This window comes from Streptomyces sp. NPDC006372, assembly GCF_040612515.1.
Classification (GTDB): domain Bacteria; phylum Actinomycetota; class Actinomycetes; order Streptomycetales; family Streptomycetaceae; genus Streptomyces.
On sequence record NZ_JBEXQJ010000052.1, the window covers coordinates 19,638 to 41,316 of the forward strand.

The following is a 21,679-nucleotide window of genomic DNA, read 5'->3' on the forward strand; positions in this document are numbered from 1 at the left end:
TCGATGGCGGCGCGGACAGCTCCGCTGTTGGCGCCGGCGCGTTGGAGCCGGTCGGCGTCGATGAGTCCGGCGGCCGCCAGGGCGGCGTCGCTGGCGGCACACGACAACGGGCCGGGATCGTCGTCGAGCGTGGCTTCCACTGCGCTGCGGACCAGGCGGTGGCTCAGAAGCTGCAGGCGGGTCTCGTCGGCCGGTGAGGCGATCGTCGAGCGGTAGCCGGTGAGGAGTTCCGTCAGGCCGCGAGGTGGTTCGCGTCGGCACCCGCAGCTGAGGGGCCGGGGTGCATGACGCGCCAGCTGATGCGCGGCCGGACGACAACGTGGACCAGGACGACGACGGCTTGACGAACCGCGCCACCCCACGCGCCGGTGAACCGCAGCTGGTCCTCACCCAGTCGCCCAGCCGCAGCCATGGACGCACCCCACCAGCTGCCCACACGAGCGTCGCGACGGCCAAGAGGATCCGGTACCTCTCCGCGTGCCGCCACGTATCGGCTAACTGGCTGTCGTGCGCCTATGCCCAGCGCATGCCGATCGCGGACAGCTGCTCTTGTCCAGGAGCAGTTTTTGTGATCAGGGGCGGGTGCTCTGGCCTGGGTTGATCAGTTTGGTGTGTGGTTATGGTCAGGCGGTGCTGGGTGCTTCGGTAGCCGTGGCGAGCGTGGAAGCTGGTCCTGGGCTGTGGGTCTGACCTGCAGGTTTGTCAGATAGCGGGCCGTGGTGATCAGGTCGTGTCATCTCGACTGCGCTCGGTGCATTTCCGCCGATCGTTGGTATGTGGCGGTGCTTGGACGAGCGGCCCGCTTTTTGGGGCCGGGACATGGCCGGCGGGCTTGGGGTTGGGCATGTGACCTGGCAGGGCAGTGGTTCGTTATGTGGAGGCGACGCGGCGTGGGCCTGGTGCGCGTACGGCGGGCAGGTCGTCTCTGTCCTGGTCGCCGGTGAGTGCGTCGGCTGGCAGGCGACGGTAGTGGTGCAGCAGAGCGGCTACCTGCTCGGGCTCGACGTCTACGGCGGCGACGAGGGCGGCTAGGAGTTCTGCGCGGGAGGTGCGTTCGCCGGCTGCGGCAGCTGCGCGGACCAGGATGTTCAGCCTGCGGTCGACGTCCTCGGGCCAGAGCACCGAGGTCTGGCGTCGCCGCTGCTGGTGCAGCAACTCCATAGCGCTCCCTCGGTGACAGGCGACATATACCGAATATATATTGCGGCTCATGGTGACGCTGCTGCAAGACCGTCAGATTCCTCCGCGAGACGGCTCGGTGCCGGCAACGGTGCGGATAGGCGGGCGGGAACTTCAGCCGACACCGGTGTTCGACACCTACTGGCGTTTCGCCTCGGCCCGGCAGGCTGTGTATGAGGCTCGTCTGGCCGGGCGGACCCAGCCGTGGACTGATGATCCGATTCTGGCTGGGCACCGGTTCACGAACTGTTACCGCGCCGCCGACCGGGTGAGTCAGGCTGTGATCAGCGACGTGATCTACCAGGGTCCGCAGGAGTGGGAGGAGGTGTTCTTCCGCACCCTGCTGTTCAAGATCTTCAACAAGGAGTCCACCTGGGAGCTGCTGTCCCGCGAGGTGGGGGAGGTGCGCTGGGAGACGTACGACTACGGGGCCTACGACCGGGTGTTGTCAGCTGCGTTCGCCAGGGGGGAGCGCTTGTACTCGGCTGCCTACATCGTGCCCCCGCCGCAGCTGGGGGAGGAGCGCAAGCACCGCAACCACCTGCGGCTGCTGGAGATGATGATGACCTCCGGCGCGCCCGAGCGCGTCGTTGGGGCGGCCACGATGCGCGAGGCCTACGAGGTGCTCCTCGGCTACCCGGCGCTCGGCCCTTTCCTCGCCTACCAGTTCACCATCGACCTCAACTACGCGCCGCATCTTGCCTTTTCGGAGATGGACTTCGTTGTGCCAGGCCCTGGTGCGCGTGATGGCATCCGCAAGTGCTTCGGCCCTGCCGCCGACGGCATTGAGGCCGATGTCATCCGCTACATGGCCGACTCCCAGCAGGAGCATTTCACCCGCCTGCGGCTGCCCTTCGCCGGGTTGAAGGGACGACGGCCCCTGCAGCTGATCGACTGCCAGAACCTGTTCTGCGAGGTCGACAAGTATGCGCGGGTGGCCCACCCGGACGTCGCCGGTATCAGTGGTCGTAGCCGTATCAAGCAGGCCTACCGGCAGGACGGAACACCGCTGCGGGCCTGGTTCCCGCCCAAGTGGGGCCTGAATTAGGCGTCGGCTGCTCGTTGTGTTGGATCAGGCGCCAAGGCCGAACAGCGGTGTGGTGAGGGAGTGTTGGAGGGCGCCGAGTTCGGACTTGGTGCAGTCCAGGCGGGCGCATCCGGCCATGACGGTCAGTGTTCCCGGTGTGAGCTGGGCGTGGCGGGCGACCCAGGCGCACAGGTGGCCCAGGGCGAGGTAGTTGCCGTAGGCGCGGTCGAACATGTAGTGGCTGCGGTAGTAGGCGGCCAGGTGCACGGTGTCGGTGGCGCTGTCGAGCTGGAAGGAGCAGTGGCTCAGGCAGGGAAAGTCCAGCGTCTGGGTGTCCAGGGCCGCGGCCCTGATGACGGCCTCGGTCTCCGCCGTGGTCTGCGGCGGTTCTTCTTCCCATGCCTCGTCCTCGTCCGTGACATGGGCCGTGCCGGCCTCGTAGACGGCGCTCCACTTCGCCGAGGAGCGCAGCTTGTCCAGGCGCCGGATGACGCGGGCGAGCTGGTCGACCGGTTCCGGCTTCTCGGCGGTGCCCGGGTAGGCGATGAGCCGTCCGAAATAGGTGCCGTGGGCGTTGCGCCTGACCTCCCGCAGCCGCGGATAGAAGGCGCGGTAGCGGTCGGTGAGCTCATCGTGGGTGGTGCACGTGGCGGCGAGCTGGGCGGGGAAGAGCGTGTTGACGACCGTGTCGATGGGGTAGAGCGGCGGCTTGGTGCGGGCGGAACGCAGCCGGTCCAGTTCCGCGCGCAGATGCGGGTCTTCCTGCAGAGGGTTCGCAATGCGCACCACGGTGTGGAAGGCCCCTTTTGCCCGGTATCTCGGACAGGCGGGAGCAGGCCTCCAGCCATGCACGGGAGACGTCCGGGGCGTCGACGGTGAACGTGTGCAAAGGCTCGCTCCTTGATCGGCGGTGTGGGCGGGCGCCGTGCGGTGGTGCGGGCCGTCAGGCCCAGAAGTGGTCGGACCCTTCGCGGCCGGGCGTGCGCCGCAGGTCCACGCGGAACAGTTCTGTGCTGCCGGTGGTGGCGGCCACGGTGCTGTCCACCGCCAGCTCCTGCGTCACCCACGCCGCGCGGCCCTGTTCCGGTGCGGGTACCGAGTCCAGGAACGAGAGCTGGTCGGCCGTGTCCGGCGGGGTGCTGGTCAAGCCTGCGGGCAGATGGTCGTAGCGCGCCCCGGGGACGGTGAGCAGCAGGCAGTCGCCGGTGGTCAGGTGCAGGGTGGCGGCGTGCGCGGCGGGCGTGAGTACGTGGATGTGTGCCTGCGTTCCGAGCGGCAGGCCACCGGCGAGTTCCGTTTTGAGAACGCCGGGGGAGTGCTTCAGCCACACGGCCTCGGTGGGCCGGTCGATCATCTTCAGCCGCACCAGATGGCGCACGGTGGTGGCGTACGGGGTGCCCAGCCAGCGGGCCATCCGGTACACGTCCAGTGGGGACTCGGGGCGCGCGAGGCCGCAGCGGGCCAGGGCGGCGCGGGCGGCGGGGCGGGGCATCAGGAACCAGGAAGCGAAGGCCTCGGCCTCCCGCTCGTGCTGCGGCCACCCCTCGCCCCACCGGCCCGGTGACTGTTCCTGATGATCGATGCTGGTGCCGTGGCCCATGCGGTGGTGGCCCAGTTCGTGAGCGGCGGTGTGCCGCATGCTCACCTCCTCCAGACCGGTGTTGACCAGGCACCCCGGAACGCCCTGGCTGCCGTCGATGTACAGCCCCAGCAGGCCGCCCAGCTTCTGCCCCATGACCTCCACGCCTGCTCGGCGCAGCGCGCCGAACACGTCGATGTAGTCGTCGACGGCGACGGCGAGCGCCTCGTGGGCCTGCGCGGCCGCGATCATCGCGGCGCCGTGAGCACTGTTCCAGCTCACGCACCGCGCTCCGGCCCGTGAGGCAGGCGCAAACCGCCCGCCTCCTCTTCCTCTACCTGGCGGCGGGCCTGCAGGTACTGGATGAACTTCGCCACCTCGATGCGGTCTCCCTCGCTCAACGGCCGTGCGGTGCGCGGCAGTCCGGCGAGCGCGTGTTCCCCGGCGTCGGCTGCTTCCTCCTCGTCGAGGAAATAGGACGCCGGCAGCCGGTAGAGACGGGCGAGCTTCTGCAGCTCCATCACCTCCACCTTGCGTACGCCGCGCTCGATGTCGCTGACCGCTGAGCGGACGATGCCGGTTCGCTCGGCGACCTGCTGCTGGGACAGCCCCAGGTATTCGCGGGTGGCCTTCAGCCGCTGGCCCAGCCGGGTCCGCTGGTCGGTGTCGGTGTCGATGGGGGACGGCGCCTTGCCGTTCATTGCTTGTGCTCCTTCGCCTGCATGGTGTCGTACACGGTCTCGGCGAACGCCCAAACCGAACGCAGGGAGCGCCCGGCCTCGGCGTCGGCCGGGACGGAGACCCCGAAGTGCTGCTCGATGCGCGCCAGTACCTCCATGATCAGCACCGAGTCGACCGGCAAGTCCTGTCCCCCGGCGGCCAGTTCCTCGTACACGTCGTGGCTTGGCCTGTCCTGGTGCTCAGCCAGTAAATCGATCACGATGTCCACGATCTCCTGGACGCTGCGCGACGGCATGCTCCGCTTCTGGCCCTTTCGCTCAACTCCGGGACACAGCGCCCGGCCTGACCTACTGTAGAGCGATGTCGGGAAATCCGACAGGTCTGTTGGAAGATCCTTCATGGGAGTGTGCGTGCACCTGGCCCGTTATCAGCAAGCAGCCCTCAAGACCCTGCGGCCCGCCGCCGACGGGACCGACCCGGTCCTGATACCCCTGCTCGGACTCGTCGGGGAGACCGGATCGGTGGCCACCGCCTACAAAAAACGCCTGCGCGACGGCGCCGACGCCGGCCCGTCCAAACAGCAACTGCGCGAGGAGCTCGGCGACGTCCTGTGGTACACCGCCACCCTCGCCCACCTCCTCGGCCTCGACCTCGAAGACATCGCCGCCGCCACCCTGGAAAAGACCAAAGACCGCTGGCGCGCCACCCCCGACGACCAACGCCCCCGCTTCGACGCCGACTACCCTCCCCACGAACAACTGCCCCGACAGACCACCGTCACCTTCACCCCCACCCCAAGGGCCGACGGCCGCACCGTCATCGCCCTCACCCGTGAAGACGGCACTCCGGCCGGCGACCCCCTCACCAGCGCCAGCCACATCGAGGACGACTACCGCTTCCACGACGCCTTCCACCTCGCCCACGCCGCCGTCCTGGGCTGGTCACCCGTCAGCCGCTTCCTCCTCGGCTGCAAACGCCGCAGCCGCCCCGGCATCGACGAAGCCGAAGACGGCGGCCGCGCCATCGCCATCGAGGAAGGCATCAGTGCCCTGGTCTTCTCCTACGCCAGCCGCCACCACTACTTCGAAAACGTCCGCCACGTCGACCACGAACTGCTCATCACTATCGACCACATGACCGCCCACCTTGAAGTCAGCGTTCTGCGCGCCGCCGACTGGGAGAAAGCGATCATGACCGGCTATGCCGCCTGGCGGCAGCTACGCAAGCATGGCGGCGGCCGCCTCGAGTTGGATCTCGATGCTCAGACGCTGACCTTCACCGAGCCCTGAGCAGTAGACGTTCGGCAGATGGCCCGCCAGGCAAACCAGTGGAAGATTAAGAGCCGCTCGTTGTGTCAGGCGGCCATGAAGGCCAGGCCAGGCCGGGCGGACTGCCCCGATCCGAACTCCCACGTCACTACGCCTGGCAACGCGATCGGAAACGTAGTGTGCTGGGAGGCCCGTTCGGACCACAGTGTGCTGCGCTCTGGCGTTCTTCCTGTCCGGCTTTGCTGAGATGGAGCGTGCGGCGTCGGCATACAGGGGGCGTCGAACAGGGGGAATGCTGGCAGCGACCAGTCAGGCGGTCGCCTCGCAGCAAGCCTGTTGCTGTCCGGCGCCGTGCGATACGGACGCTGAGGCAAAAAGCAAAATCTCATGCTGCGCGACATCAGAGCCCTTCACTGGCTACGTTCACGTTGACGGAGAGACCGTCAGATACGCCTGAAGTGGAAGGGGTTGCGGCGTGCGGCACAAGAAGCTGCTGTTCGCGCTGATTGTCCTGGCTGCGGTGATTGTCGGTCTGTTGGCTGGGATCATCGAGTACGCCGACGAGGGGCAGCTGGTCGGGGCGGTCAAATACGGGGGATCGGCGTTCGGGGGCGCCATGGTGGTGGGCCTGATGACCGTCGCCTGGCTGAAGCCGTCATGACGATGCAGGATGAGGACCACGGCCTTCTTGCCTTCAGGCATGTGTGGCGTCGGCTTGACGCCCTCGCTGACCTCACTTCTCCGGCCATCGCCCACCAGTTTGCACTTCAGGTGGTCTACCTGCGGTGCCGGTCGGCGCCGCTCTGGATGGGCCTTGTAAGGCACTCCGGGCAGGCGGAACCGGCCCTGAGCAAGGCGTGGGCGGGCCTGGGTCTCGACCGCGCCTTCAACCTGGGGACTGGTAGCGCTACCAAGACCCGCCAACTGTTCGGGGAAGCTGATCAGGCACTCGCTGGTTTGATCGCGGAAGTGGACCGGCTGGAGAGCCCGAGCGGCCTGTTCGATGCGTGCCTCGACCGGTATTCGTCTCGATATGCCAAGGGGGGCGACTACTACACGCCGCAGAGCCTGGCTCGCCTGTTCGTCGGCCTGGCCGCGCCTCGAGCCGGGGAATGCGTCCTGGATCCGGTCTGCGGTTGTGGAAGGCTGCTGATTGCCGCCGCGCGGTGGGCGGGACAGGGAGACGGAGTTGGTGAGTTGCGGCTCCACGGCAGAGACATCCGGCCCGAGGCGCGCCGTGCAGCAGCAATGAACCTGACACTGAACGCGCTCCGTCCGGACCTCGGAGTCAGCGCAGTGGACAGTCTGCGTCTGGGGCCCACTGGCCTGTCGGCCGATGTCGTCTTGGCCAACGTGCCCTTGAACATGAAGGAATGGGGCCACCAGGAGTTGACGGAAGACCCCCGGTGGAGCTTCGGCCTTCCCCCCAGGGGAAACGCCAACTTCGCCTGGGTCCAGCACACCCTAAGTGAACTCTCACCGCAGGGCCGGGCAGTTGTCTTGTTGCCGGACAGTGCAGCGAGGAGCACGAACGTTGCCGAGACGCGCATCCGTCAGGCCCTGGTGGAGAACGACCTGGTTGCCGGGGTGGTGGCGCTGCCCACCCGGCTCTTTCCGCACACCCGAACAGGTACGACGCTGTGGTTGTTCAGTAAAGATAAGAAGCCACACGGCAGTTGGGGCCGGAGTTCCAGGGCCGGTGAGATCCTCTTTGTTGATGCGCGGAGGTTGGGCACCTCCACGGACCGATCGGGGCGTCATCTTAAGGATGAGCACATCGATCACATCTGCCGCATCTTTGCGGCCTGGCGCGGCATCGGTTCTGCGAAGGGCGAAGACGTACCCGAGGCGGTGAGCTGGTGCCGCACGGCGCGGCTCGACGACATCGTGCAGCGCGTATACGACCTGAGCCCGAGCAGCTATGTCAATGCGCCGTCTGAAACCACCAAGCCAGCGCTGGGCGAGCAAGACGAGCGCCGTCCGAGGGAAGTGCTCTACGAGCACTTCAGGCACGCTGCACGCATCAATCTCAAGCTACGGCGTGTGCTGGAAGTACAGCCGGCCGGGGCGGACCTGAAGAAGGCCCTGCCCGAGCGTGAAGCGGACAGTGCGCGACGGCGCCGCCAACCGCAGAGCGAACCGGGGACGCTGGGAGAGGAATGAACCGTACAGAACAGGAGCGTCGCAAGATCGGGGCCTCGATCTGGCGCACCTACGAGTTGGGCAACGTGCCGGGAGTCGAATTCGTGGCGTACGGGGTCGTGCGACCGCAGCACGACCCCGAGGGAGTACCCATGGTCCGGGCCCGTGACATCGTTGATGGGGCCGTGGACGAGAGCAACCTCGCGCGCATCTCTCTAGACGTGAACTGCAGGCACCCGCGCACCTCCCTTCAGCCCGGCGACCTCCTCGTTGTGCTGGTGGGTCGGGTCGGAGATACGGCAGTCGCCACTCGGCAACACCAGGGCTGGAACGTCGCCAGGTCGGTCGCCGTCATCCGGTTCAGCCCGGACGGACTGGCCAACGGCATCAGCACATGGATCCGTTGGTGGCTGAGAACGCCACAAGCCCACGGGTTTCTTCGCGCGTGCTCGGCGAACGCGGAGCACGCAACCCTCCCCCTGTCCGACCTCAAACAAGTCCCCGTGTCGCTGCCAGCGCCCCATCTGCGTGCGCGGCTCTTGCGCACTATGAGCCTCGTAGAGCGGCGCATGGAGCTGAACACGCAGATCGCGGCGCGCGCAACTGAACTTGCGGATGCGTATTTCGCCCGCTACGCACAGGAAAACCGGCATGCCTACCAGCCAGGACTCACGATCGCCGATGTGAGCCGAGTAGTCGGCGGATCTCCCATTGCCCGGTCAGCCGCTGGCATCGTCGACGGTGCGGTAGCGATCGCGTGGGTAGCGCCGAGAGAGGTCCTCAACAGCACGTCGGTACAGCTGGACCGGACAGCGGAGACCAGCTGGGCACCTCGCGGCGCGGCATGTAATCCCGGGACGCTGCTGGTCGCGCCGCGCCCCGGCGAGGTGAAGACGGTGATGTCCACAATCTCCGTAATCCCAGGCCGTGGAACGCTGGCGATCCAAGCCAACGGGGAGCCGGACCGGATGTGGCTGCTGCACGACCTGCGCTCCAGAAGCCAGGAGCTTGTCGCCACGGCGCAAGGCGAGCAAGCGCGTGCGATGAGCCGGAAGGCATTTTCCCGATTGAACGTGTCATGGCCGTCCGCGACGGTGCGGAAGCGGTTCGCCGAGATCGCGGCACCGCTCCATGACCGCGCCCACACCGCGCTGGCAGAGAATCGAGCACTCGAAGAGCTGGTCGCCTCTGAAATGGCCGGGCGGCTGGATGGCGAAAGGTAGGGCCGTGCCCCCTCGCAGAAGGAAGCCAACCGCAACGCTCGACCTGTTCTGGAAAGCCGCGGACAAACTACGTGGCGCCATGGATGCGTCGGAGTACAAGAGCACCATCCTTACGCTGCTCTACCTGCGCTTTTTGTCCATTGAGTTCGAGCAGGCGCGGCAACAGCTCGACGAACAGGGCGTGGGCGACCTGGATGACCCCGCTGTTTACGCCGCGGAAGGTCTGCGGTGGATTCCACCAGTCGCTCGGTGGGACACCCTCACTCAGCAGATCAAATACTCTGACATCGACGCCGTCACGGCTTTGAACGAGGCCATCGTGGCGTTGATGCGCAGCAATCGTGACCTCACCGATGTGTTTCCTTCCGCCTACGGCCTCATCGGCCGTCTGGACCGCCGGGGAGTCACAGAACTCTTCGCGCTCTTCGGAGACGACCTGGCCACCGCAGGCGGGCAGCGGCCTCTGCGAGGCGTCATGGGCGAGCTGTACGAGTACCTGAGTGCGATGTACTACGCGCTCCTCCCCGAGTTTGCCCGAGTGGAAGGGAAGAAGGGAGGAGGATTTTACACCCCGGCCAGCGTCGCCCGGCTACTCGTTGAGATGCTCCAGCCTCAGCAGGGACGCATATACGACCCATGCTGCGGCTCCGGCGGACTACTGGTGCAGGCCGCAAGGTTCGTACAAGTACGTGGGGGACGACCAACCAGCGATCTCGCCTACTACGGCCAGGAAGTGAACCAGCGCACCTGGCGGCTAGCACGGATGAACCTGGACATCCACGGAGTGGTCCCGGCGGGGCTCGGACGTGCCGACACCTTCAGCCACGACCTTCTGCCAACACTCACCGCCGACTTCGTCCTGGCCCATCCGCCCTTCAACATCTCCGACTGGGCACGCAACGAAGTCGACACCCGCTGGCAGTACGGAGTTCCGCCACGCCGTAACGCGAACTACGCCTGGCTCCAGCACATCGTTTACAAGCTCAGCGATCAGGGGAGCGCTGCGGTTGTACTGGCGAACGGGTCGATGTCATCGAAAATGATGGGCGAAGGCGAGATCCGCAAGGCCATGGTGGAAGACGACCTGGTCGCCTGCATCGTGGCGCTCCCCGCCCAGCTCTTTCGAACCACTCAGATTCCAGCATGCGCCTGGTTTCTAACCAAGGACAAGTCGCCCCAAGGCGCACGCAGGCTGGCGGACCGGCGGGGCGAGACACTATTCATCGATGCGCGCGCGATGGGCGTGATGGTCGATCGCGCGCACCGGGTGCTTACGGACGATGACCTGAACGTAATCGTGAGCACCTATCACGCCTGGCGCGGTCTTGACCCCAGCAGTGAGGATTACGGCGATGTGCCGGGATTCTGCCGCTCTGCAGCGCTCGAGGAGATCCGAGAGCAACAGCACAACCTCACACCCAGCCGCTACGTGGGCACGCGGGAACTAGCCCAGGACAGTAATAGCGGGCCGCTCCAGGACCGGGTCGACGTGCTGAGTCGAGAACTGCTCGGGCTCCTGTATCAGGCAGATCAAATAGAAGAGGAGATCCGCCAGCACCTTGATGTCTAGAGGTAACGGCCTTCAGCGGAGTCTCGGACGCTCGATCAGCGCGAGGACTCCGGTTCGGTCTGGGCTCGTACCCGGTCCAGCAGGCTGATCACATGCCGGGCGTACTGTCCGTGTCCGAGCAGGTCAGGCCCTTCCTCGTGGTCGAGGAAGGGCTCGTCGTTGAAGAAGCGCGCGTCGGCCATCTGCTCATTGTCGGGACAGGGCTCGGCCCGGTACGGGCGTTGGCGAATCAGGTCGGTGGGGCGATGTCGATGTGGGTGAGGAGGTGTCGCTGGTCGGGGTGGAGGAGTAGCCAGCCGCGTTGCTGGTTGTGGAGCCAGCGGCGGGCTGCTGGGTGGCGGGGGTGGGTGTGGGCGTGGTGGTAGGCGCGCTGCCACAGGATGGGCCAGGGTGGGTTCCACCAGGCGTCGATCGTGGCGAGCACCTGCTGGGTCGGAGAGGGGCTGGTCCGTTTCTTTGCGAGTTGGCGTTGGCTGTCGAGCCACTTGCCAAGGGGGAAGCCGTCGCGGACGGTCTTGATCGGAGGGCAGAGGTGGCCGTGGTCGGCTGCCCAGGTGCGGGCGTGTCGGAGGGCTTCGGCGTGGGGCCGGGGCCGGGGACTGGACTGCCAGTGGCCGGCTGTCTGGGCGGTGATGCCGATGGCGTTCAGCAGGTGCTGCTGGCCGGGGTGGAGTTGGTCGTACTGGAGGCATGCCCGGGTGATCCAGGTGCCCAGGACGGTGCTCGGGGCGGGGATGCGGGCTGCGGGGTCGAACGGGCGGCCCGCCTTGATGTGGTCGCGGGCGCGGTAGTAGTTGCGTTGCCAGTGCAGGTCCCACGGCGGGTTCCACCGGGGGTCGATCGCGGCGAGCTCGGTCAGGTGGGGTGAGGGCGGCAGAGCGCGGCGTGCCCGGTCCTTGGCGCGGTTGCGCTGGCTGAACAGCCACCACCCCAGCGGATACCCGTCGTGCAGGGTGTCACGGGGTGCTGCGAGGTGGCCGTGTTCGGCTGCGTAGGCGCGGGCGTGCGCGAGGGCTCTTTCGAATCCGGGTACCAGGTCGGGGCGGTGTCCGAGGCGGCTGCGGGGTGCGGCGGGTGGCTTGGGGGCTGCGGAGGGCTTGGGGGGAAGGCCGGGCTGCGGGCGCAGCGGCGGGGCTTGTCGGCGCCTTAGCTGCTGGCCGTGCCCGTTGTGTTCGCTGGGGTGTTGCTGATGGGGCACGGCGGGTTTTGCGGGCGGTGGGCTTGGGCTCGGGAGGCGTGATGGCTCTCTTGCGTGCCTTGGCTGCCGGCGCAGGGCTTTGGACTGTGCGGACCGCCTCGGCGGTGATGCCGATCTCGGTGAGGAGGCGTTGCTGGTCGGGGTGGAGCTGCTCGTAGGTGCGGCACTGGGTGCGTAGCCAGCGCGCGGTTGCGTCGTCGAGGCCGTTCTGCGGGTGCAGAGGCCGGCCAGCTGCTGTGTCGCGGACGCGGTAGTAGCGGCGCTGCCATGTCAGCTGCCAGGGCGGGCACCACCAGGGGTCGATGGCGTTGAGGGCCTGAGCGCGGCTGGCGGGTAGGGGCCGGTTGCCGGTGCGCTGGTAGTTGCGCTGGTTGGCGAGCCATTGTCCCAAGCGGAAGCCTTCGTGGACGGTGGTGGAGGTCACCGATGCCAGCCAGCCGTGTTCGGCGGCGTAGGAGCGGGCGTGGGCGAGGGCTTCCTCGGCACTGGCCTTGAGGTTGCGGCGCCGTGGCCGGGCGGCCGCCGCGGCGTGGGCGTCGATACCGATCTCGGTCAGGAGGCGTCGTTGTTCGGGGTGGAGGGTGGGGTAGCGGGTGCACTGCAGGTACAGCCACTCACCGAGGTTGTAGCTGGTGGTGGGGAAGCCGCGGGTCGGCTGGAGCGGGCCGTGGACCTGGTGGTGAGTGCGGGCCTGGTGCCAGATGCGCTGCCACAGCGTGCTCCAGGGCGCGTTCCACCACGGATACAGCGCCGTGAGAGCGGTGGCTTGGTGGGCGGGCATGCGGGTGTGGCGTGCGCGTGTGTTGGCGAGCCATTGGCCCAGCGGATAGCCGGCGGGGGTGTCTTCCTTGGGCACGGCGAGGTGTCCGTGTTCCTGGTGGTAGGCGAGGGCGTGGGCGAGTCCTTGGGCGAAGGCGCGTTCGGCTTGGAGGCTGTGGCCGCGTAGCCGTTTGGCGGGTCCCGGTACCGGCGGGGTGCTGTCGGCGGCTGGTGGGTGGGGGAGGAGGTCGCTGAGGGGGCGAGGCCGGTGTGCCGAGTGCACCGCCCACAATGCCTTCCGGGCAGTAGGGGTGGAGGCGGTCTGGGCGCGTACGCAGGAGTGGGCCCAGGTGAACAGTGGCCCGTGGGTGATGGTGGCGAGGTGGTGGGCGAGCCACGGCCGCCCGAGCTGGTCGGCGAGTTCGGCCAGCAGTTGAGGCAACTCGCCAAGCCGGTAGGGAAGATGGCCGCACGCTTGGGCGATGGTCTGCTGCTGCCAGTAGGGGCTGGCCACTACCCGCGCCACGGCGACGGTTTCCGGATATGTGATCAGGTCGCGGGCGGCCACCTTCCACCAGCCAGGATCGGCGCCGGCGGGCCGGGTGGCATCGAGGCGGGCCGGCCACAGATGCTCCTCGTTCGGCCAGGGCCGGTCCCACCAGGATCCGGTGACAGCACGGGCGACTTCGAAGGCCTGCGCGCCGGCGGGGCAGTGGCGTAGCAGTCGGACATGCCGTCGCTGGGCGTCGACCACCTCCGGGCACCGGCCAAGAGGCACGGGCAGGCCGCTGGTTCCGGGCAGGAACAGCAGCCAGTACCGGTGGCGTGCGCAGACCCGCTCTCCAGGTGTCAAGTACCGGCGGGCGGGCACACGGCGGCCGGTGCGGGCGGCACAGCACGCGGGACAGGCGGGCCCCCACGGGGCGACGGCTTCCTCACCGCGGGTCAGGCGACCGGCCGGGCCGCCTGGGTAGTGCGCGTGTGGTTCTGCCCGCGCCCACGCCGGCAGAGCTCGTTCCAGCACCGCCGCTGGAACGCGGCTGAGAACGCACACCCGCTCGCGTGCCTGGGCGTCGAGGTGGATCTCGCTGTCCGGGTACAGCATCCCGGCGACGTTTTGCTGGCCATCGGTCTCGGTGATAGCGGCGAGCAGGTCGCGCAGGCCGAGGTGGTAGCGGGCGGCGAGCCGGTTCAGGAACGACAGCGTCAGCTCCCCGCACAGCGGTGCCACGCGTCCGGCCGCACCGCCGGCCAGTGCCGTGACGAAGACGCCGGACGCTGCCATCCGTTCCCTGCCGCTGGCCGTGCTGCGGACCCCCGCACGAGACGGATGCTGGTGTGCCATCTGCGCGCACTATGCCCGGCGAGGGCGGCGGGGCCGGGCCTGGGCTTCGGCTGCCGCGTCGAGCTCGACCTCGCTCAGCAGCTGCTTGGTGATCCGCTCGGTTCCTTCGGTGAGGGCGATCAGGGCGGCTTCGCGGATGAGGTGGGAGAGGCTGCCGATCCGCCCTCCGGTGCGGGCATGGAGGTAGGCGGCATGCTTGACCAGGATTCCGGGCCGGTGCGCGCGCAGCCTCAGCAGATTCTCCATGGCCCGCACGAGGTCGTCCCATACCGCCCTGTCCTGCTCGGTCGCATACGCCAGCGGACGGTGGCGGAAGATCTTGAAGCGGCCGGCGATCTGCGCCCCGCGCACCCCGCTGAGCAGTGAGGAAGTCTCGATGTCGATCGCGGAGTACACGAAGGTGGCCGGGATGCGTTCGCCGAGGTACTTCAGCTGGTCGGAGGTCTCAGCTCCGGCGCGCCGCTGGGTGTCCAGGAGGTGGACGTCGTCGATGAGGACCAGCTGGGTGCCCAGCTCACACAACAGGTCGCATACGGCGCCGGTGATCTGGGTCTGGTTGAGGCGGTCGGTGATGGGCATGCCGAGGAACCGGGCGAACTCGCTGACGAGCATCTTCGGGGTGGCGGCCGGCGGCACGCTGATGAACAGCACAGGCCTGCGCTCTGCCTGTCCTGGGTGCTGGCGGGCGTCAGCCAGATGGAAGGAACGCCCCAGTGCCATCATCGTCGTGGTCTTACCCGTCGTGGCCGGACCAGAGATGATCAAACCGCGGCGGGCGCCGGCCTGCTGGCGGCGGTTGACCAGCAGCAGCCGGCGCACCGCGGTGAACACGCTGTCCATGGCGGGGGTGCGCATGACGGCGAGTTCGGAGTGGTAGTCCTCGCGCTCGGCCTGGGACCAGGCTGGATCGGCGGCGTCGCGCACGGGTGCCGGGGCACGGCGGACGAAGGCGTCCCATCCCTGCCATACGGTCGGAGGGGCCAGCGGTGCGAACCCCGCGGCGTCGTTCGAGACGAGCGGACTCACCATCGCAGGGATTCCTCAAAGGGGTCGTAGACCGTGACCTTGGCGCGGCGCGCAGCAGGTACGCCAGCTCCCTGCACTGGAGCAGCCGAGGAGTTGCTCGGCTGTGCACCTTCAGCCGGCCAGGCGTCCACGGCGCCGTCGTCGGTCAGGGGCTCCTCGTCGTCCTCACTGTCGTCAAAGACGTCCTCGTCGGCGGGCTCAAGCACCTCGGCCTCCGGCTGCTGGCCGTACAAGATCCCCCACACCGCACCGTCCGTTGCGGCGGTGCGGGTGCGGGCGGCGACGACCTTCTCCCGGCGGGTGCCATGTCCGGCGGCGGCGCGTTCCAGCAGCTCGCGCAGGGCAAGCGCCAAGTCGTGTTCGTGCTGGGCGCGGTGGGTGCGGCGGGCGACGGTGCGCTTGATGTACTGCCAGGTGAAGTCGGTGAACGGTGCGCTGACCAGGGTGTGGTGGATCCACGGCACGGCCTCCCACTCATATCCGCGCGGCTGGTCAGGCTTCGGCAGGCGCACCCAGACCTGGCCGGGCGCGTGCGGGTTGTAGTGGATCTCCCACAGGCCGTCCGCCGCCGGGGAGCGCTCGCCGCGGTAGGGGTTGAGGACCTTGTGGTCGTAGGTGCGGTAGTCGATGCGGACGCCGTAGTCGTTGATCTTCTGCCGCCTCACAGGCATCAGCTCGATGTAGTCCTCACGGCCCAGCGGCACCGGGACGTACCCGCATACGGCGACCAGTGCCGCCCACATCTCGTTCGGCGACAGCGCACAGCGGGGCATCATCGGATGCCGTAGCCCGTCGTGCTCGCGTTCCTGCCACCCGCAGATGATCCACTCCTGCAGCAGGTCGTTCAGCTGGGCCAGCGTCCACACCGCCTCGCCTTCGGCGTCCTGGCCGCGCTCGCCAGTGTGCGAGCCTGTGTAGGCGGCCACGTGCTGCACGAACAGCGTGTTGATCGAGGAGAAGGCGCGCTCCACGTGCCCCTTGGCGGGCCCGTTGCCCGGCGGCGTGGGCTGCACGGAAATGCCCAGCGACTCACAGGCGGCGATGAACGAGGACGAGACGAACACCTTGCCCTGGTCGACCACGATGGTCTGCGGGGTGATCACCGGCCGCGCCGCGGCACCTTCCAGCCGGGCATCCACGCTCAGCAGCCGCTCGTAGGGCACTACCGAGTGTTCCATCGCCAGCGCCTCGGCCCAGCTGGGCCGCATCGGCGCCGGGACCATCATCTGCGCCAGCAGTTGCGCCGCGTCCACGCTGCGGGTCCCTTTCGCACGCAGCACGGCCGCGCAGATGGTGCGGGTGGCCACATCCAGCGCGATGGTCAGTTCCGGACGCTCCACCACCCCGTCGTCGAGCACCACGAAGGCGTCCAGCACCGTGCTGTCCATCATCACCAGCTCACCCGGCGCCATCACCGTCGTCGGGACGAACGGGGGAGCCGGCCGGGCTGAGCGCCAGCGGCGTTGCCGCGCACTGCCCAGCAGCCCGCGTCCGTCGGCGAGGGTGTGCACGAGCCGATTGAACGTCGCACTCGAGGGCAGGGGTACCACCCCCTCTCCGTACTGCTCGGCCAGCAGCCGCTCGGTGTATACCCGCAGCCGTCCCCGCGCCCCGCTGGAGCGCTCCCGCACGGCCTCCAGCACCTCCCGCAGGGCGGCTACCACCCGCTCGTCCGCCCGCCCCAGGAAGGACCGTGGCCGGGTGGCACGGTGGTCCACCAGCCCCCACACCCCCTCACGGCGGTAGCGGGCCCGCATCCGCCGCACCGTCACCACACTGGTGGGCATGCCGGCCGCCGACAGTTCCGCCGCCTTCGCTTCCTCCCGCTGCGCCAGCGTCCGCGCCTGCGGGGCGTACTCCGCCCGCGGCGGACCTGCCGCACCCGGCCCACCCGGCTGCCCCGTCTCTACCTCCCGCACATGCCGCTCCCACGCCAGGGCTCGTTCCCGTACCGCCTCGGGCAACGACTCCAGCAAGCCCAGCGGCGGCACACTGGGCCCTCCCGGCGCATCCAGAACTTCGAACCCCGCATCGGCGAACAGCAGCGACAGCAAAACCGCTGCTACCGCACCGTCCTCGGCGACCAGCCGCACCTGACCGTGAGCAAGGGCCGCCACCGTCCAGGTACGCCCCCCGAACCGCACCTGGCACCCCAGCTCCACCACCGGCCTGCCCGGTACTTTGCTGCCCGCCCTCACCCAGCCGCCTGCGCCCACACCGGCATCCGCTCATGCATCGGCGCCCCCAGCTCCGCCGCCAGCCGTCCCGCCCACAGAGCATGAAAGAGCGCAGGAAGCACTACCAGCGGATCCCCGATCCTGCGTACGCCCTCCCATAGCGGCGCGGGCTCGGCGAACGCCTCCTGCAGCGCGGCAGCCAGCAACCGACCACCGTGGTGCCGCGGGTGCCGGTATCCGGCCAGCCAGGTCACATTGCGCCGGTAGATCGCGTCAACAGGCCCGAGCACCCAGTACTGCCAGCCCGCCGCCGTACAGATCTCTCCCACCATCGCAGCAAGAGACCGCTGACGCCGAGACAGCTCCCCTCTCCCTGTACAGTCGACGAGCACCCCTTGGCCACCTGCCAGCCGGAGCATCAGCTGAGGAGCATGCGCCCGCACCCCGCTCGGCTCGCGCCACCGCAGTTCAAGCGGCCGGGCGGCCAAGCCGCTGACGCGCGGGTCGCGATCGAGGAGCATCACGTGCAGTCGCATCGCCGCAGATCCGTAGTACACCAGCCGCCCAGTGGTTGACGACCACCACCATCCCGGCGCCATCCGCTTGCCCTTGCGAGCTGGGAACGGTTGCAGCGGTGGGCACCGCTCAAAAGCCACCTCGGGAGCAGCAGTTGGCCATCTCAAACACTTTGTCGTTCTGTCGGCGGCCAGGAAAAGCACGTCCACGGACTCACCACCGGTCCGCCCGGCCTTCTCCATGTCCCGCCCCGCACTGTGCACACCAAGCTCAACGGCTCGTCGGCTCATCGGGTAATGGGCACAGCCCTTGTGGTGCGAGGAGGTGCTTTCATGCCCGACCTGCCGCAGCGCCACCGGCGGTCTCCCTGCCAACGGATCGACTCGAGGGCGCTCCAGGGCAAAACCCGTCGGGATCTACGTCCAGCGCATGCCGATGGCGGAGAGCTGTTCGATCCGTTCCGGCGACAGCGTCGCGGCTCTGGATCTCTGATTCCCGATCCATGCCCCGAGCTTGATCTCTCGTTCCTCCTGGTCCCCGCTGCTCGCCCCGTCGCGAGCGTCGTCCCCGCTGGCGACGGCGATCCGTTCGACGTGCTGCCTCGGTACTTGAAGGTGTCCCTCGCGCTCGTAGAACTGTCTGGCGGCAGCGTAGTTGAGCGCCCACTTGTCGGCCTGTGTGCGGCGCGGACGCGGCTTCTCGTCCTCGGTCGCGGGCTGGATGCCGAAGGTGTTCTCGCACATCCACTGCTGGACATTGGTGAGTTTGTCCCAGCCGAAGCGCACTGTCTTGACCCATCGTCCGAGGTCCTCGCCCTGGCGTACGACGATGCCCGGCTCGGTCGGTAGCGCGCTGCCGGCTTCCAGGTGCTGCCGGGTGAGGTGGAAGGCGCGTTGCCATTCCACCGGCCAGGTGGGGCACCACGATGGGTCGATGTCCTCGAGCTGTTCGCGCCGCTCGGCCGACAGCACCCAGGCCGAGGTGGTCTTCACTGGAAGGCCCTGCACCTGCCGTTGCTCGGCCTGCAGGCCCCGGCGGGCGGCGGCCCGCGCGTTCTTCAGAAAGATGCCGATCTTGAAACCCTGGTGCGTGGCGTCCGTGGGGGCCAGAAGGTGGCCGTGTTCGGCCGCCCACCCACGGGCCGCAGTGAGCGCTTCCTCCCAGGCGACGTCGTAGTGCGACCACACCATGCCGAGCCGCTCCAGCTGCGCGATGCGGTCGTCGTCCATGTCCCCGCGGTCGTAGAACCTGCGAGCGTCGGCGATCCATTGCCCCAGTGGGAACCCCGCCAGGGAGGTGGGCCACTGTTCGGCTTCCGCCTCCTGGTCGTTCTTGGCGGGCACGCGGTACGTGAACGGCACGCGTAGGTCGCCGTGGAGTCGGTAGTAGATGGCGGCGGCTTCGATGCCGCGCCGCCAGTGGGCGTGTTCGGGGTTGAGGACGCGCAGGTTGATGAACGCGGCCAGCTGCGCGGGGTCACGCGGCGTGGAGAACTTCAGCAGTGCTCGCGCCGGCGGTGACAGTTCTCGGTCGCTTCGGTCGCTGCCGGCTGCTTCGTCTTCCTGGCCCCCGCTGCGGGTATGCACGCCCCTGGTACGGCTTCGCGCCTGGGGCTCGGCGAGCTGCTCCACGATGCGGGCGTCATGCGCCCTGAGCGCTTCCAGGAGCTTGGCCAGGCCGCCGTACGCCCGGCTGGTGAGCATGTTGTCGGGTGTCTCCCCGGGCCCCAGCAGTACTGGCACCACGAGGGACGCCATTTTGCCTTCACCCGGCTGGATGCGCAGCGCCCGGCCGACGGCCTGGACGAGGTCGGGCATGGAGCCGCGCACGTCGGCGAAGTACACGGAGTCGCAGTTGCGGGTGTCCACGCCTTCGCCCAGGACCTTCACGGAACTCAGAAAGCCCTTCTCCACCACGGTGCCGTCCGTGGCGATGCCGTCGGCGAACTCCCCGAGAACCCGCCGCCGGTTGCTGGGCTTGTGGTCACCGCACAGCCAGTCCGCCCAGATCGTCTTGGGGTACAGCTCCGGATCGCTGTCGTGTAGCTGTGCGGCGATGTCGGGAAGGCCGGCCGCGAATGCCTCGGCTTCCTTGACCACGTGGTGGAAGGTGAGGGTTCGGCGGAAGCCCTCCTCCGCGGCCGCCTTCACCAGGGCCGTCTGCAGCGCGGCGAGCCGGGCCCCGCGCACCTGGTCCGACCTGCCGTCCGCACCGAGCAGCACGGCGGCCTGGAGCTGGATGTCGGTGACGTCCACGCACACCACCTGGTACGGCGCACAGATTCCCCTGTCGATAGCCTCCGACAACGTCAGGGTGAAACACCGGCTGCCGAACGGCCCGTTGGGGTCGTCTTCCATCGAGGCCACCAGCTCGCCCGGCGCGCCCTGCTCGGAGTCTTCGTCCAGCTGCCACAGCCGGGGCGTGGCCGTCATGTACAAGCGGCGCAGGGACGGAATCTTCTGATTGTTGTGCACGACTGCCCACGGCTTCCCGATCCGGCCGGAACAGCGGTGGGCTTCGTCCACGACGATCAGGTCCCAGCCCGGAAGGCCGGCCTCATGAGCGCGCTCCAGTGTGCCCAGCCCCAACGAGGCGTACGTGGCGAACACGGTCACCTTGTCGAACGGCTTCACCCAGGAGACCAGCTCGTCCACGTCCGTGGTGTTGGGGAAGGACACCTGATCCCCGCGCAGGGACGAGACCCCGATGATCGGGCCCGTGCGGCCGCCGGCGCGCCAGGAGGCCTCGGTCTGGGCGAGCAGGTCCAACGAGGGCACGAGCACTAGGACCCGGCCAGCGCGGAGCTCCTCAGCGCTCCGGGTAGCCACGAGGCTCTTGCCGGATCCGGTCGCCATGATCACCTGAGTCCGCAGGCCGCCCTCTGGTACAAGAGATCTTGCAGGCAATTCGAGGGCGCGAAGTACCGCGTCCACGGCTTCTCGCTGATGGGGACGGAGTTGCATCCCTGCCATTCCGATCTGTTTTCTCCTGTAGGCCGGTGGGTGCTCTGACGTGACAGCAAGAGGAACCCTGCACGTAGACGGCGTGTGATCGGCTACGGTGAGAGCACCGAGACTTGATCCCAGCAGCCGATCATGCGGGGGAGAAGCGAGATCCCAAAGACTTCACACCCTCTCAGACGTGCCACTACTTGAGTCCAGAGTCTATCTGGCATCCCAAAGTGAAGCACTAAAATCGCTGGAAGCTCTTCAACAAGCCCTTTAAGACCCAGCCACTCCATTCGCCCCCAGTCGTCTTCCGGCCTGGTGGTCACGGCGTATCGGGGGTACACGGCTCCGCATGTCACCGAAGACCGAACGCATCATGCCCCTGCGCACCGTGCAACAGCTGCGCCGCATCCACTTCTTCTACGCTTTGGGTGCCCTTCTGTGGGCGGCGTCCGCCCTGTGGAGCGGCAGGCAGGCACCGGGAAGCCCGCAGATGTGGGCATGCGTCCTCCTTTTGGCCGCCTTCAGTGGCCTCCTCGCCACCGCCAGCCTTTTCCTGCGGCGTCTACAGGGCCCTGAGGCGGGCCGGCTCGCGAATCACACAGCAGCAGAGAAGATGGCAAGCCCCCAGCACGCTCACGCCTGAGCACCCGCCCACAAGGCTCAGTTACGGCCCCAAGAGCACGGGCTTATGTCTGGTGGGGCGTTGGCCGGGCATACGGGTTTCACCCCTTTGAGGGGAGCTCGTTTCATGCTTGGCATAGTCGCGGCGGTGTTGTTCTTCGTGGCGTTTTTGATCAACGCGGCGGATCTCAGCACCAACGATGCGTTCTCTTCGACGAATGTGATGCTTCTGGGGCTGACTGCCCTTGCTCTGCATGTGGCCGGGCTCGGGAGCGGCTGGGCCCGCAGACTCTGACACAGGTGTACTCGGTGACTAGCCGTCACCGCCGCGGCAAACGCAACCTCGAAGCGGTCTGCGCCGAGTACGGCGTGGTCCTCGACTCCGCCCACGACGCCCTGGCCGACGCCCTCGCGGCG

At 68.0% G+C, this 21,679-nt stretch carries 21 protein-coding genes and 2 pseudogenes; 9 read left to right on the forward strand and 14 right to left on the reverse strand.

What is annotated here, in order from left to right:
• Window positions 1-232: 232 nt before the first annotated feature.
• The gene (locus ABZ016_RS40005; RefSeq protein ID WP_356921690.1) at window positions 233-412 is read right to left on the reverse strand and encodes a hypothetical protein; all 180 of its coding nucleotides are present in this window, start codon (window positions 410-412) and stop codon (window positions 233-235) included.
• A gap of 458 nt (window positions 413-870) precedes the next feature.
• Window positions 871-1,161, reverse strand: a complete 291-nt coding sequence (locus tag ABZ016_RS40010; RefSeq protein WP_356921691.1) for a hypothetical protein — start codon at window positions 1,159-1,161, stop codon at window positions 871-873.
• Between the two features lie 49 nt (window positions 1,162-1,210).
• On the opposite strand from ABZ016_RS40010, the gene ABZ016_RS40015 reads away from it, so the two are divergent.
• The gene (locus ABZ016_RS40015) at window positions 1,211-2,227 is read left to right on the forward strand and encodes a nucleotide kinase domain-containing protein (protein WP_356921692.1); all 1,017 of its coding nucleotides are present in this window, start codon (window positions 1,211-1,213) and stop codon (window positions 2,225-2,227) included.
• Between the two features lie 24 nt (window positions 2,228-2,251).
• Here the strand turns inward: ABZ016_RS40015 and ABZ016_RS40020 are convergent, their stop codons facing one another.
• The 4 genes from ABZ016_RS40020 to ABZ016_RS40035 form a co-directional block, all read right to left on the reverse strand.
• Window positions 2,252-2,995: a hypothetical protein gene (locus tag ABZ016_RS40020; protein ID WP_356921693.1), complete on the reverse strand. Its 744-nt coding sequence runs from the start codon at window positions 2,993-2,995 to the stop codon at window positions 2,252-2,254.
• A gap of 154 nt (window positions 2,996-3,149) precedes the next feature.
• Window positions 3,150-4,067, reverse strand: a complete 918-nt coding sequence (locus ABZ016_RS40025) for an ImmA/IrrE family metallo-endopeptidase (protein ID WP_356921694.1) — start codon at window positions 4,065-4,067, stop codon at window positions 3,150-3,152.
• Entirely contained in the window at window positions 4,064-4,486 is a 423-nt protein-coding gene (locus tag ABZ016_RS40030; protein ID WP_356921695.1) for a helix-turn-helix domain-containing protein, read from the reverse strand. Before ABZ016_RS40030 ends, ABZ016_RS40025 begins: the two co-directional genes overlap by 4 nt.
• The gene (locus tag ABZ016_RS40035; RefSeq protein ID WP_356921696.1) at window positions 4,483-4,761 is read right to left on the reverse strand and encodes a phosphopantetheine-binding protein; all 279 of its coding nucleotides are present in this window, start codon (window positions 4,759-4,761) and stop codon (window positions 4,483-4,485) included. The genes ABZ016_RS40030 and ABZ016_RS40035 overlap by 4 nt, the downstream gene beginning before the upstream one ends.
• A 103-nt stretch (window positions 4,762-4,864) precedes the next feature.
• Between ABZ016_RS40035 and ABZ016_RS40040 the strand changes: the two genes are divergently transcribed.
• The 5 genes from ABZ016_RS40040 (at window position 4,865) to ABZ016_RS40060 (ending at window position 10,669) form a co-directional block, all read left to right on the forward strand.
• A complete protein-coding gene (locus ABZ016_RS40040; protein WP_356921697.1) occupies window positions 4,865-5,755 on the forward strand; it encodes a nucleoside triphosphate pyrophosphohydrolase family protein in 891 nt (296 codons plus the stop codon).
• Window positions 5,756-6,209: 454 nt separating this feature from the next.
• On the forward strand, window positions 6,210-6,395 hold the full coding sequence (locus ABZ016_RS40045; protein ID WP_356921698.1) for a hypothetical protein: 186 nt from the start codon (window positions 6,210-6,212) through the stop codon (window positions 6,393-6,395).
• Entirely contained in the window at window positions 6,392-7,897 is a 1,506-nt protein-coding gene (locus tag ABZ016_RS40050; protein WP_356921699.1) for an N-6 DNA methylase, read from the forward strand. Before ABZ016_RS40045 ends, ABZ016_RS40050 begins: the two co-directional genes overlap by 4 nt.
• A complete protein-coding gene (locus tag ABZ016_RS40055) occupies window positions 7,894-9,099 on the forward strand; it encodes a hypothetical protein (RefSeq protein ID WP_356921700.1) in 1,206 nt (401 codons plus the stop codon). The genes ABZ016_RS40050 and ABZ016_RS40055 overlap by 4 nt, the downstream gene beginning before the upstream one ends.
• Window positions 9,086-10,669 (forward strand): class I SAM-dependent DNA methyltransferase, encoded by a 1,584-nt coding sequence (locus ABZ016_RS40060; protein ID WP_356921710.1) that lies wholly within the window; start codon window positions 9,086-9,088, stop codon window positions 10,667-10,669. The genes ABZ016_RS40055 and ABZ016_RS40060 overlap by 14 nt, the downstream gene beginning before the upstream one ends.
• 35 nt (window positions 10,670-10,704) lie before the next feature.
• Here the strand turns inward: ABZ016_RS40060 and ABZ016_RS40065 are convergent, their stop codons facing one another.
• From ABZ016_RS40065 to ABZ016_RS40100, 8 genes and pseudogenes are all read right to left on the reverse strand, one after another.
• Window positions 10,705-10,851, reverse strand: coding sequence for a hypothetical protein (locus tag ABZ016_RS40065; protein WP_356921701.1), 147 nt, complete (start codon window positions 10,849-10,851; stop codon window positions 10,705-10,707).
• A 47-nt stretch (window positions 10,852-10,898) separates the two neighbouring features.
• Window positions 10,899-11,093 carry a hypothetical protein gene (locus tag ABZ016_RS40070; protein WP_356921711.1) on the reverse strand — a complete coding sequence of 65 codons (195 nt, stop codon included), beginning with the start codon at window positions 11,091-11,093 and terminating at the stop codon, window positions 10,899-10,901.
• Window positions 11,094-11,171: 78 nt separating this feature from the next.
• Window positions 11,172-11,705: pseudogene (locus ABZ016_RS40075) on the reverse strand (helicase associated domain-containing protein); the annotation flags it as partial.
• The gene (locus ABZ016_RS40080; protein ID WP_356921702.1) at window positions 11,626-13,911 is read right to left on the reverse strand and encodes a Helicase associated domain protein; all 2,286 of its coding nucleotides are present in this window, start codon (window positions 13,909-13,911) and stop codon (window positions 11,626-11,628) included. The gene ABZ016_RS40080 and the pseudogene ABZ016_RS40075, both read right to left, overlap by 80 nt.
• 69 nt (window positions 13,912-13,980) lie before the next feature.
• Window positions 13,981-15,000, reverse strand: a complete 1,020-nt coding sequence (locus ABZ016_RS40085) for a TniB family NTP-binding protein (RefSeq protein WP_356921703.1) — start codon at window positions 14,998-15,000, stop codon at window positions 13,981-13,983.
• Entirely contained in the window at window positions 14,994-17,162 is a 2,169-nt protein-coding gene (locus ABZ016_RS40090; RefSeq protein WP_356921704.1) for a Mu transposase C-terminal domain-containing protein, read from the reverse strand. The genes ABZ016_RS40085 and ABZ016_RS40090 overlap by 7 nt, the downstream gene beginning before the upstream one ends.
• Window positions 17,163-17,191: 29 nt before the next feature.
• Window positions 17,192-18,046 carry a TnsA-like heteromeric transposase endonuclease subunit gene (locus ABZ016_RS40095; RefSeq protein WP_356921705.1) on the reverse strand — a complete coding sequence of 285 codons (855 nt, stop codon included), beginning with the start codon at window positions 18,044-18,046 and terminating at the stop codon, window positions 17,192-17,194.
• Between the two features lie 60 nt (window positions 18,047-18,106).
• Window positions 18,107-20,662: a Helicase associated domain protein gene (locus ABZ016_RS40100; protein ID WP_356921706.1), complete on the reverse strand. Its 2,556-nt coding sequence runs from the start codon at window positions 20,660-20,662 to the stop codon at window positions 18,107-18,109.
• Between the two features lie 328 nt (window positions 20,663-20,990).
• Between ABZ016_RS40100 and ABZ016_RS40105 the strand changes: the two genes are divergently transcribed.
• The 3 genes and pseudogenes from ABZ016_RS40105 to ABZ016_RS40115 all read left to right on the forward strand — a co-directional run.
• Window positions 20,991-21,284: a hypothetical protein gene (locus tag ABZ016_RS40105; RefSeq protein ID WP_356921707.1), complete on the forward strand. Its 294-nt coding sequence runs from the start codon at window positions 20,991-20,993 to the stop codon at window positions 21,282-21,284.
• Between the two features lie 105 nt (window positions 21,285-21,389).
• A complete protein-coding gene (locus ABZ016_RS40110) occupies window positions 21,390-21,557 on the forward strand; it encodes a hypothetical protein (RefSeq protein WP_356921708.1) in 168 nt (55 codons plus the stop codon).
• 23 nt (window positions 21,558-21,580) lie between these two features.
• Window positions 21,581-21,679: pseudogene (locus ABZ016_RS40115) on the forward strand (3'-5' exonuclease); the annotation flags it as partial.